Annotated in this window: 9 protein-coding genes; 7 read left to right on the top strand and 2 right to left on the bottom strand. The window is 74.3% G+C overall.

From position 1 onward, the window contains the following. A partial coding sequence (locus tag ACFU6K_RS19245) for a pyridoxal phosphate-dependent decarboxylase family protein (RefSeq protein ID WP_380664526.1) occupies positions 1-726 on the top strand: 726 nt, incomplete at its 5' end. Between the two features lie 50 nt (positions 727-776). Here the strand turns inward: ACFU6K_RS19245 and ACFU6K_RS19240 are convergent. Then, complete coding sequence (locus tag ACFU6K_RS19240; RefSeq protein ID WP_380664528.1) at positions 777-1,574, bottom strand: inositol monophosphatase family protein; 798 nt, start codon at positions 1,572-1,574, stop codon at positions 777-779. Positions 1,575-1,835: 261 nt separating this feature from the next. Between ACFU6K_RS19240 and ACFU6K_RS19235 the strand changes: the two genes are divergently transcribed. Both ACFU6K_RS19235 and ACFU6K_RS19230 read left to right on the top strand, forming a co-directional pair. Continuing rightward, complete coding sequence (locus tag ACFU6K_RS19235) at positions 1,836-2,696, top strand: (2Fe-2S)-binding protein (RefSeq protein WP_380664523.1); 861 nt, start codon at positions 1,836-1,838, stop codon at positions 2,694-2,696. A 66-nt stretch (positions 2,697-2,762) separates the two neighbouring features. Beyond that, on the top strand, positions 2,763-3,164 hold the full coding sequence (locus ACFU6K_RS19230) for a VOC family protein (RefSeq protein ID WP_074004433.1): 402 nt from the start codon (positions 2,763-2,765) through the stop codon (positions 3,162-3,164). On the opposite strand, the gene ACFU6K_RS19225 is transcribed toward ACFU6K_RS19230, so the two are convergent. Then, positions 3,125-3,538, bottom strand: a complete 414-nt coding sequence (locus tag ACFU6K_RS19225) for a DUF6191 domain-containing protein (protein ID WP_380664519.1) — start codon at positions 3,536-3,538, stop codon at positions 3,125-3,127. The genes ACFU6K_RS19230 and ACFU6K_RS19225 overlap by 40 nt on opposite strands. Positions 3,539-3,713: 175 nt before the next feature. On the opposite strand from ACFU6K_RS19225, the gene ACFU6K_RS19220 reads away from it, so the two are divergent. From ACFU6K_RS19220 to ACFU6K_RS19205, 4 genes are all read left to right on the top strand, one after another. Further along, positions 3,714-4,472: a dienelactone hydrolase family protein gene (locus ACFU6K_RS19220; protein WP_380664516.1), complete on the top strand. Its 759-nt coding sequence runs from the start codon at positions 3,714-3,716 to the stop codon at positions 4,470-4,472. A gap of 166 nt (positions 4,473-4,638) precedes the next feature. After that, a complete protein-coding gene (locus ACFU6K_RS19215; RefSeq protein ID WP_380664514.1) occupies positions 4,639-5,565 on the top strand; it encodes an alpha/beta fold hydrolase in 927 nt (308 codons plus the stop codon). Positions 5,566-5,678: 113 nt separating this feature from the next. Beyond that, positions 5,679-7,769 (top strand): protein kinase, encoded by a 2,091-nt coding sequence (locus ACFU6K_RS19210; RefSeq protein ID WP_380664511.1) that lies wholly within the window; start codon positions 5,679-5,681, stop codon positions 7,767-7,769. A gap of 570 nt (positions 7,770-8,339) precedes the next feature. Next, complete coding sequence (locus ACFU6K_RS19205; RefSeq protein ID WP_380664508.1) at positions 8,340-9,977, top strand: M4 family metallopeptidase; 1,638 nt, start codon at positions 8,340-8,342, stop codon at positions 9,975-9,977. Positions 9,978-10,056: the final 79 nt, after the last annotated feature.

Here is a 10,056-nt window from a genome sequence, read left to right as displayed (position 1 = left end):
GTCGACCCGCTCGCCGCCGCCGCCGACCTGGCCGGCCGCTACGGCGCCTGGCTGCACGTGGACGCCGCGTACGGCGGCGGGGCGCTGCTCTCCGACCGGCTCGCCCCGCTGCTCGACGGCATCGCCCGCGCCGACTCGGTCTCCCTCGACTGGCACAAGCTCGGCTGGCAGCCGGCCGCGGCCGGGGTCTTCCTGGTGCGCCGCGCCGAGACCTACGTGTCGCTCGCCCGCCGCGCCGAGTACCTCAACCCGGTCGACGACGAGCAGGCCGGCTACCCCAGCCTGCTCGGCCGCTCACTGCGCACCACCCGCCGGGCCGACGCCTTCAAGCTCGCCGTCACCCTGCGCACCCTCGGTCGCGACGGACTCGGCCGGCTGGTCGACTCCTGTCACGACCTCGCGCTCGCCGCGGCCGACGCCGTGCGCGCGGACCCGGCACTCGAGCTCTACGCCGAGCCGGTGCTCACCGCCGTCCTCTTCCGCTACCGGCCGCCCGGTGTGACGGACGAGGCCGCGCTGGACGAGGTGAACGGCCGACTGCGGCGCCTGCTGCTGCGCACCGGCCGGGCGGTGGTCGGCCGCACCGAACTCCCGGGTGACGGTCCGGGTCGGGTCCGGTTGAAGCTCACGCTGCTGAACCCCCACACCACGGTGGGGGAGGTCGGCGCGCTGGTGCGGGAGGTGGTGGGCGCCGGCCGCAAGGTGGCGGGCGACCGGGCCGGGTAGGGCCGACGGGGGTTCTGGACCGATGGTTCCGGGCCCGCGGGGCCCCGGTGTCAGTGGTCGAGGAGGATCGACCGGGTGAGCTCCCAGGTCTCGGGGTCGGCGGCGACCAGGAGGCCGTCCTCGCAGCCGGGGGCCTCCGGGCGGTACGGGGTGCCGTCCGGGCGGGCGGAGACGCCGCCGGCCTCGGTGACCAGGAGGGAGCCCGGGGCGTGGTCCCAGGGGAGGGTGCGCCAGTAGAGGAGGAAGTCGAAGCGGCCGTCGACGACGTCCGGGTACTCGATCCCGGCGGCGTGCCGGCCGGGGGAGATCTCGCCGAAGGCCGCGATGTTGTCCTGGAGCCGGCGGCGGTGCTCGGCGTCGAGGTAGCGGCTCTTCACCGAGCCGCGCAGCTTCGCGACGTCCTTCGGTGCCGGGGGGCGGGTCAGGCGCACGCCGTCGCGCCAGGCGCCGGAGCCCAGCTCGGCGCAGTAGGCGGTGGCGGTGGCGGGCTGCCAGATCCAGGAGGCGACGGTCCGGCCGGAGCGGACCAGGGAGCACATCACGGCGTACTCGGGTCTGCCGGCGACGAAGTTGGCGGTGCCGTCCACCGGGTCGACCAGCCAGGCGGCCGGCTCGTCGTGGAGGGCCAGGGCGAGCGACGGGTCGGCGGCGACCGCCTCCTCGCCGACCACGGGGACGGGCAGCAGCTCGTGCAGGCGACGGGCGATGATCGCCTCGGCCTCGCGGTCGGCGACCGTCACGATCTCGCCGGGGGCCTTCTCCATCACCTCGCCGGCGGCCAGCGCCCGGAAGCGCGGCTCCACCACCTCGGCCGACGCCTCGGCGAGTATCTCCGCCACCTTGTCCATCAGCACGTTCGCGCTCCCTTCGCTGCCTACCACTCTCCCACGAGCGATGGAAGGGGGCGGCGGCGGTCCGGGGCGGTGGTAACAGCTGACGGCTGACAGATGACAGATAACAGCTGACAGATTTCGAAATCTGTCAGCTGTTCGCCCCTGACCATCGACGGCTGCTTCCGGCGGAGCCGGGCACGGCCATCGGGTGCCCCGATGCGTTGTAAGGTGAGCCTCACCTTAATCGATCATGCGGAATCGATCTCGGGAGTGCCGATGGTCCCCGGAACACCCCTGCCCGTAGCGCTCCGCGCGTCCTCCGCGCTGGTCGCCGACTACCGGCGGCTGCTGGAGCTCTGCCCGGTGCTGGAGCTGCGCCTGCTGGACGCCGACGAGCCCGACCCGGGTGCCGCCGACGGCTGGCACTCCGGAACCGAACTCGCCACCGACGAACGGGCGCTGGCCGCCGTCCTGGCGGGTGCGGAGGCCCGCATCGCCGACGGGCACGGCGGTGCCCCGCGACCGCACGTCACCGCCTCCCGGCTGCTCCACCACTACGCCTGGTCGGCCTGCCTGTTGATCGCCGGCCCCTGGTACCTCGCCCGCCGGGTCCCCGCCGTCGACCCCGCCGACCTCTGGCTGCACGCCCCCACCGGCGCGCTCGCCCTGCGCCCGCGCGGGTACGTCACCCTCCCCGGCGACGACGAGCTGCGCGCCGAACTGCGGGCCGCCGTGGTCGCGCACCTCGGACCGGTGCTCGCCGCGTTCGCCGGTCCCACCCGGCGCCGCGACCGGGCGCTCTGGGGCATGGTGACGGACGATCTGGCATCCGCCCTCTGGTACCTGGGGCGGATGCTCGGCGAGGAGGGGGCCGCCGTCGCCGCCGCAGCGGAGGGCGCCGTCGCCGCAGTCGCCGAGGAGGACGCCGCCGTCAACGCCGCCGAGGCCGTCCTGCCCGGCGGCACCCTGCCGCTCCCCGGCGGCGCCGACTTCCGCCGCCTGCACACCCCCGACGGGCGCGCCCACCACACCCGCACCCGGCTCGCCTGCTGCCTCTACTACGCGGTCGGGCCCGCGGCCACCGCCTGTCTGACCTGCCCGCGGACCTCCGACGAGGAGCGGCTGCGGCGGCTCTGACGGTCCGTCCACGGCCGGGCCGCACAGCCTGGTTCACTGTCAGTGGCATCGGCTATGGTCGCCGGCATGATCGATTCCACCACGCGGGTCCGGATCGCCCGCCCCTCGCGCGACATCGCGGCGGCCGAGCGCTTCTACGTCGACGCCCTCGGCCTCGCCGTGCAGTGGCGCAGCACCGAGCGGGTGTCCGGCGAGCACGACCTGCTGATGGTCGGCCCGCCCGGCGGCAGCTGGCACTTCGAGCTGACACACGACCCGGAGCGGCCGCTGGAGCCCACCCCGACGGTGGACGACCTGTTCGTCGTCTACCTCGGCGCCCCGGTGGACGAGGCCCTGGTCGCCCGGCTGGAGGAAGCCGGCGGCACCCGGGTCGCGTCCCACAACCCGTACTGGGACGAGCACGGCGTGACGATAGCCGACCCGGACGGCTACCGGCTGGTGCTCTGCTCCCGTACCTGGGGAGCCTGAGCCCCTGTCTCGCGGGGCACCCGACCGGCCGTACCCGTTCCGATCCCCTCGCGCTCCGCGGGGCCGGGCGCACGTCCTCCGGCCCCGCCGGGCAGCACCGCCACGCCCCGGTCCAGGTCCACGCCGAAGTGCGGCGGCGCCCCGGCCTGTTCGTCGTCCCGCAGCACGAGCTGCTCCCGCTTCTGCTCGACCTGCACCTGCTTGCCCGGGCTGAACAGCGCGTGCAGCTCCTCCAGCCCGCCGGCGCCCATCCCCACCCCGGGCCCGCGCCGCCGCGGCCGCGACGAGGACTCGTCCTGGACCTGCCACACCGCCAGCAGCACCAGCCCCAGCACCGCCGCGACCGTCGCCGCCACACCCACGATCCACCCCATGCCCGCTCAACGCGCACACGGGGCCGCGGCGTTCCCCCGGGTGCGCCGCGGACAGGCGCGCGGGTACGTGGGTACGCGGCGGGGCCGATGCGGGCGCACTGTGGCGTGAAGCGCAGGGGCGGGCGGCGGGCCCACCGGATACGCTGCCGGACGAATCGGAAGGAGCACCCTCACCATGCTCGTGCGCGGAACCCTCGTGGACATCCCGACGGCGGACGGCACCGCCGACGCCTACCTCGCCCACCCCGACGACGGTCGGGCCCACCCGGCCGTCATCCTCTTCACGGACGCCTTCGGCCTCCGGCCGCACGTGGAGGGCATGGCCGACCGGCTGGCGGCGGAGGGGTACGCCGTACTCGCCCCCAACCTCTTCTACCGCGCCGGCCGCGCACCGGTCCTCGACCTGCCGGAGCGCATCGACCTGGAGCAGGCCGACGAACTCTTCGCCCGGATCGTCCCGCTGATCGACACGCTCACCCCGGAGACGAACTCCCGCGACGCGGAGGCGTACCTGCGCTGGCTCGCCGAGTCCCCGCTGGTCCAGGACGGCCCGGTCGGCCTGACCGGCTACTGCTTCGGGGCCATGCTGGCGCTGCGCGCGGCCGCCAGCCACCCGGACCGGATCGCCGTCGCGGCCGGGTTCCACGGCGGCAGGCTCGCCACCGACAGCCCGGACAGCCCGCACCTGGGTGCCGACCGGATCACCGCGGAGCTGTACTTCGGCCACGCGGACGACGACCCGTCGCTGCCGCCCGAGCAGATCGACCGGCTCGCCGAGGCCCTCACCGCCGCCGGCGTCCGGCACCGGGCGGAGGTCTACGCCGGCGCCCCGCACGGCTACACCCAGGCCGACACCAGCCGCTACGACGCGGCGGCGGCCGAGCGGCACTGGGAGGCGCTGCTCGGGCTGCTGAAGCGGGCCCTGCCCGCCTGAGGACTGCCGGGGGACTGTCTGGGACCGGTCCGATGACTGCCTGAGGCCGGTCCGAGGCCGGTCCATGACCGGTTGGACCGGCCATCTGTCGACCGGCCGCCGGCAGTCCGGTCGGAACAGGGCCCGGGGGAGCGGGGCCGAACGAGGGATCCAGGGGGGACGGCACATGAACACCAGTCAGGGCACGCGGGCGAAACCCGCCGGGCCGGGTCTGCGGAGCGTCCAGGAGGCCATCGCGCGGGCGCTCGGCGAGCACCTGCCCGGCGGCGTACGCACCGGCGAACTGGACCGGGACGGAAGGGCGTTGCGCTGGGTGGAGGCCGGCCGGGGCGGCGCCGTGCCGGTCGTCCTGATCGCGGGCGCCGGCACGTCGGCGCTCACCTGGTCGGCGGTCCTGCCCGAACTCGCCCGGTACGGGAGGGTCGTGGCGTACGACCGGGCCGGGCTGGGCGCCAGCGAGCCCGAGCGGTCCACCGCCCCGACGCTGAACGGCCAGCTCGCCGACCTGGCCGCCCTGGTGCGACATCTGGACGCGGGGCCGGCCCTCCTGGTCGGGCACAGCTGGGGCGGCCAGCTGGCCCGACTCCTCGCCTGGCAGCGGCCGGAGCTGGTGGCCGGGCTGGTGCTCGTGGACCCGGCGCACGAGGAGTTCCAGCCGCGGTCCATCCAGGTCGCCGAGGCCGTGCTGAACCGGCTGTGGCTGTACCGGACGGCGCTGTCGCCGGCCTCGCCCGTACCGGAGGAGCCGCTCGCCCGGGCCGAGGCGGCCGTGATCGCGCACCGGCACCAGCGGCGTGCCCTCCTCGCCGAACTGGGGCTGACCGCCGCCGCCGTGCCCGAGATCCGTCGCCGCCGCGCCGGGGCTCCGCCGCCCGAGGCGCCGCTGGCGGTCCTGAGCGCGACCCGGGGGCTGCCCAGGGCGATGCGCGCCCGCTGGACCGCCCTGCAGGAGGGGCTCGCGAGGAACGCCGTCCGGGGGACGCACGGCACGGTGCCCGGCGCCGGTCACGCGATCCAGGCCGACCGTCCCCAGGCGGTCGTCTCGGCCGTCCGGGAAGTCGCGGACCGTGCTCGGTATTTCCTCCAGGACTGACAACTCGTGCCCAATTCCTTTTCGGACCTGCACGACTGAGTCAACGACACGCTCTGGCACACTGTGTGCCGACGACCCGCGGGGGTGGGGTCATGACACGGGGGAGCAGGGGTATGAGCGGCGCGGGCACCGTGCTCGGCGGGCGGTACGAGCTGGTCGAGAAGATCGGCGGCGGCGCGATGGGCTCGGTCTGGAAGGCCGAGGACACCGTGCTGGCGCGGCGGGTCGCGGTCAAGATCCTGCGCTCGGAGCTGCTGGAGGACGACACCTCCGCCCAGCGTTTCCGCCGTGAGGCCCAGCTGGTCGCCGCGGTCGACCACCCCGGCGTGGTGGGCGTCCACGACTACGGGGAGAGCGGCGGGGACGGCGAGGAGCGCTGCGCCTACATCGTCATGGAGCTGATCGACGGCCGTCCGCTGGACCGGGTGCTCAAGGACACCGGACCGATGGGCGTCGAGCGCACCCTCGACCTGGTGGCCGGAGCGCTGGACGCGCTGCACGCCGCGCACCAGCGGGAGATCGTCCACCGGGACATCAAGCCGTCCAACCTGATGGTGCGTTCGGACGGCCGGGTGGCCATCACCGACTTCGGCATCGCCCGGGCGCTCGCCAGCACCAAGCTCACCGCCCCGTTCGCGATCATCGGCACCGCGCTCTACATGTCCCCGGAGCAGGCCGAGGGCGTGAACCTCGGACCGGCCACCGACCTGTACTCGATCGGCGTGGTCTGCTACGAACTGCTGGTCGGCGAGCCGCCGTACTCCGGTGACGGGCCGCTCCAGATCGCGCTCAAGCACGTCAACCAGCCGGTGCCGGAGCTGCCGGACACCTTTCCGGCGCCGGTACGGGCGCTGGTCGCCCGGGCGCTCGCCAAGAAGCCTGAGGAGCGGTACGCGGACGCCGCCGAGATGGCGACGGCGGTCCGGGCGGCGCTAGCGGGGGAGGGCGTCGCCGACGGGCGGACGCCGGGGAGGGCCGGCGCGGCCGACAGCGGGACCCTCCCGCTCCGGCCCGGTGCGGGCCCGGCCGCCAAGGGCGGTGCGGTCTCGGGCGGTGCGGTCCCGGCGGCCGAGGGCGGTGCCGTAGGGCCCGCGAAGGACGGTGTGGCAGAGCCGGGCCAGGGCGGCGGCGGGGTGAAGCCGGCCCAGGGCGGCGCGGCCGTGGCGCTGGTCAAGGGCGGGGCGGTGGCGGTGCCCGCCGCGGGCGGCGCCCCGGCACCCGACGAGGTGGCGAAGGTGGAGCCGCAGGCGCAGACCGAACCCGGTCGGCGGCGGTCGCGGCGTACCCTGCTGGTGCCCGTCGTCATCCCCGTGGTCATCTCGATGGGCACGGCGACCGTCCTGCTGGTCGACCGCGGGGCCGGCGGCACCGACGCGGCCCAGTCGCCCGGCGCCCAGCCGACCGTGGTGGTCACCGCCCCCGTGAACCCGGGCACCGCCACCTCGGCGCCCGCGACCAGCACCGCGCCGACCACCCCGGCGCCGACCGACACCCCGGCGGCCACACCCGGTCCCGACCAGCCGGTGCCCGGCGCCGCCCAGAACCAGCCGCAGGTCCCGGTCCCCCCGGCCCCGGCGGCCGGTGGTCAGGGCGGCAGCGGCGGTTCGGGCGCTTCGGCCGGTTCGGGCGCCGGCCGGACCGGTGGTACGGGCGCGGCGGCCGGCGGGGCGTCGTCGGCCGGTCAGGGGAGCCAGCCCGGCGGCGGCAACCCGCCCAACCCGCCCGCCAACCAGAACCCGCAGCCTCCGGCCCAGAGCGCCAACGGCGGGACCACCAGCGCCCCGCAGAACCCGCCCCGGCCCGCGTCCTGCGGCGGCACCAGCTGGAGCACCATCGTCAGCGCGAAGGACGGCCGCGCGATCGGGATGCGCGACGACAACCTGAACGGCGACAACCCGATCGTGGTCGGCGGCCACGCGCAGTACGGCTGGGTGCGCTCGACCAACCCCGGCTCGTGGATCCTGTTCAACGCCTGCAACAACGGCGGCCCGCAGCTGGTCCAGACGATGGACGGGAAGGTCGTGCTGAGCAACGGCCTCAGCTTCCTCACCAACTGGACGATGCGCACCGGTAGTTCGGCCGGCTCGTACACGCTGGGCGACTACCAGAACCAGTCCTGCATGACCAACAACGGCCCCGGCAACGCCGTCACCATGGTCTCCTGCACCCCCGGCAACGCCGCCCAGGAGTGGCGGCTGCAGTAGGGGCCCGCCCGGGGCGTGAGAGTTCGCGGCGCGGGGTGCGGGCGGCCCGGGAGGCGGCGGTGACGGCGCCGGTCGGCCGACTAGCAGATGACCTCCCGGCATTCAAGGGGTCCGGGTGGCGGGACCTCGCCACCGGCGTGTCAAGGAACCGTATGGAGACTTCTACACACATGTAAAAGTCGATCGACGGCCGACCGGACCCGCTCACCGGGCCGGCGGGCGGCGGGCCGGCGGGTGGATTCCCGTAGGCGCAGGCGACCGGCCGTCGGTCGGTTCGAAGTCCTTGGTGGGATGTGGTGAATTGCCCGGGTTCGTCTGCTGATTGGAGGCTCTTTACCCGATGGCGGGACCTGGCCAATTTCTGAGCAAGACCTGTCAATTCACCTGCTGGATTGTCATGCTTCTGGTCATCCCCCAGCGGTAGCCCCCACCCCCACCCATCGGTGGCGAGCCGCTCGACTGCACGGGGTTCCCGCACGTCAGTGCCCGTCCCGCCCCACAGGTGCCGACCCGGCCCCCCGGGACGCGGTGCGACCGCGCCCAGACGCGGATTCCCGGAAGGACTCGTACGTGAAGCGTAAGCTCGCGGCCGTCGCCGTACTCTCGGCCACGGCCCTGTTGACCGGTGTGATCCAGGTGAGCACCGCCGCCCAGGCCGCTCCCACCCCCTCGCTGCAGGCCCAGGCCGTCCAGCAGCACGCGACCGCGCTCAAGCTGGCGGCCGGTCAGGCCGGCCCGCTGGCCAAGGCGCTCAAGCTCGGCGACAAGGAGCAACTGGTCGCCAGGGACGCCGTGGTGGACAAGGACGGCACCCGGCACCTGCGCTTCGAGCGCACCTACGCCGGCCTGCCGGTGATCGGTGGCGACCTGGTCGTCCACCAGAAGGCCGACGGCTCGGTGAAGTCGGTCGACAAGGCGGTCGCCGCCCGGATCGCGCTGCCGGACACGACCCCGAAGATCGCCGCCGACCAGGCCGTCGCGCAGGTCACCGCGGGGGTCAGGGCCACCATCGGGGCGCGCGCCGACGCCGACGAGTCGCCGCTCACCGAGGTCCACCAGGCCGGCAAGGCCGAGCTGGTGGTCTGGGCCACCGACGGCAACCCGCGCCTGGCGTACCGCACCACGGTCGAGGGCCGGCGCGCCGACGGCACCCCGAGCCGCCAGATCCTGGTCACCGACGCGGCCGACGGCCGGGTCCTCGCCACGCACGAGACGATCGAGACCGCGGCCGGCACCGGCAACGGCGTCTTCGTCGGCCAGGTCCCGCTGGCCACCACCCAGAGCGGCTCGGACTACCAGCTGAAGGACGCCGGCCGCGGCGGCCAGTCCACCAGCGACCTCAACAACGGCAGCGACGGAACCGGCTCGCTGTTCGCCAACACCAGCAACAGCTTCGGCGACGGGACCGTCAACAACCGCGAATCCGCCGCCGTGGACGCCCAGTTCGGTGCCGCCACCACCTGGGACTTCTACAAGAGCACCTTCGGCCGCAACGGCATCCGCAACGACGGCGTCGGCGCCCTGAGCCGGGTGCACTACGGCTCCAACTACGTCAACGCCTTCTGGGACGACAGCTGCTTCTGCATGTCGTACGGCGACGGCAGCAACAACACCGCACCGCTCACCGAGATCGACGTGGCCGGCCACGAGATGAGCCACGGCGTGACCGCGGCCACCGCCAACCTCAACTACTCGGGCGAGTCCGGCGGCCTGAACGAGGCCACCTCGGACATCATGGGCACGATGGTCGAGTGGTACGCCAACCTGCCCTCCAACCCGCCGAACTACTGGATCGGCGAGCTGATCAACCTCAACGGCAACGGCACCCCGCTGCGGTACATGGACCAGCCGAGCAAGGACGGCGGCTCGGCGGACTACTGGGACGCGAACGTCGGCAACCTGGACGTGCACTACTCGTCCGGGGTGGCGAACCACTTCTTCTACCTGCTGTCCGAGGGTAGCGGCGCGAAGACGATCAACGGGTTCAGCTACGACAGCCCGACGTACGACAACTCCACGCTCGCGGGCATCGGCCGGGACAAGGCCGCGCAGATCTGGTACCGCGCGCTGACCACGTACTTCACCTCCACCACCGACTACGCGGGCGCCCGTGCGGGCACCCTCAGCGCGGCGGCGGACCTGTACGGGTCGGGCAGCGCGGAGTACAACGCGGTCGCCGCCACCTGGACGGCCGTCAACGTCAACTGACCAGGCTCCGGTGGGACTTCGGGCATGAGTCCGGCCCGGAGCTGAACCGGGCCCGGGCCTGAACCCGTCAGGCCCGGGC

This window comes from Kitasatospora sp. NPDC057512 (assembly GCF_042802135.1).
Classification (GTDB): Bacteria; Actinomycetota; Actinomycetes; order Streptomycetales; family Streptomycetaceae; genus Kitasatospora.
This window is presented reverse-complemented; position numbering and strand designations above follow the sequence as displayed.

What these genes read in the sequence shown, in the direction of transcription:
- ACFU6K_RS19215 (WP_380664514.1), top strand. Translation starts at nt 4,639, where the DNA reads ATGAACACCAGTCAGGGCACGCGGGCGAAACCCGCCGGGCCGGGTCTG.
- ACFU6K_RS19225 (WP_380664519.1), bottom strand. Translation starts at nt 3,538, where the DNA reads ATGGGGTGGATCGTGGGTGTGGCGGCGACGGTCGCGGCGGTGCTGGGG.
- ACFU6K_RS19220 (WP_380664516.1), top strand. Translation starts at nt 3,714, where the DNA reads ATGCTCGTGCGCGGAACCCTCGTGGACATCCCGACGGCGGACGGCACC.
- ACFU6K_RS19235 (WP_380664523.1), top strand. Translation starts at nt 1,836, where the DNA reads ATGGTCCCCGGAACACCCCTGCCCGTAGCGCTCCGCGCGTCCTCCGCG.
- ACFU6K_RS19210 (WP_380664511.1), top strand. Translation starts at nt 5,679, where the DNA reads ATGAGCGGCGCGGGCACCGTGCTCGGCGGGCGGTACGAGCTGGTCGAG.
- ACFU6K_RS19230 (WP_074004433.1), top strand. Translation starts at nt 2,763, where the DNA reads ATGATCGATTCCACCACGCGGGTCCGGATCGCCCGCCCCTCGCGCGAC.
- ACFU6K_RS19240 (WP_380664528.1), bottom strand. Translation starts at nt 1,574, where the DNA reads ATGGACAAGGTGGCGGAGATACTCGCCGAGGCGTCGGCCGAGGTGGTG.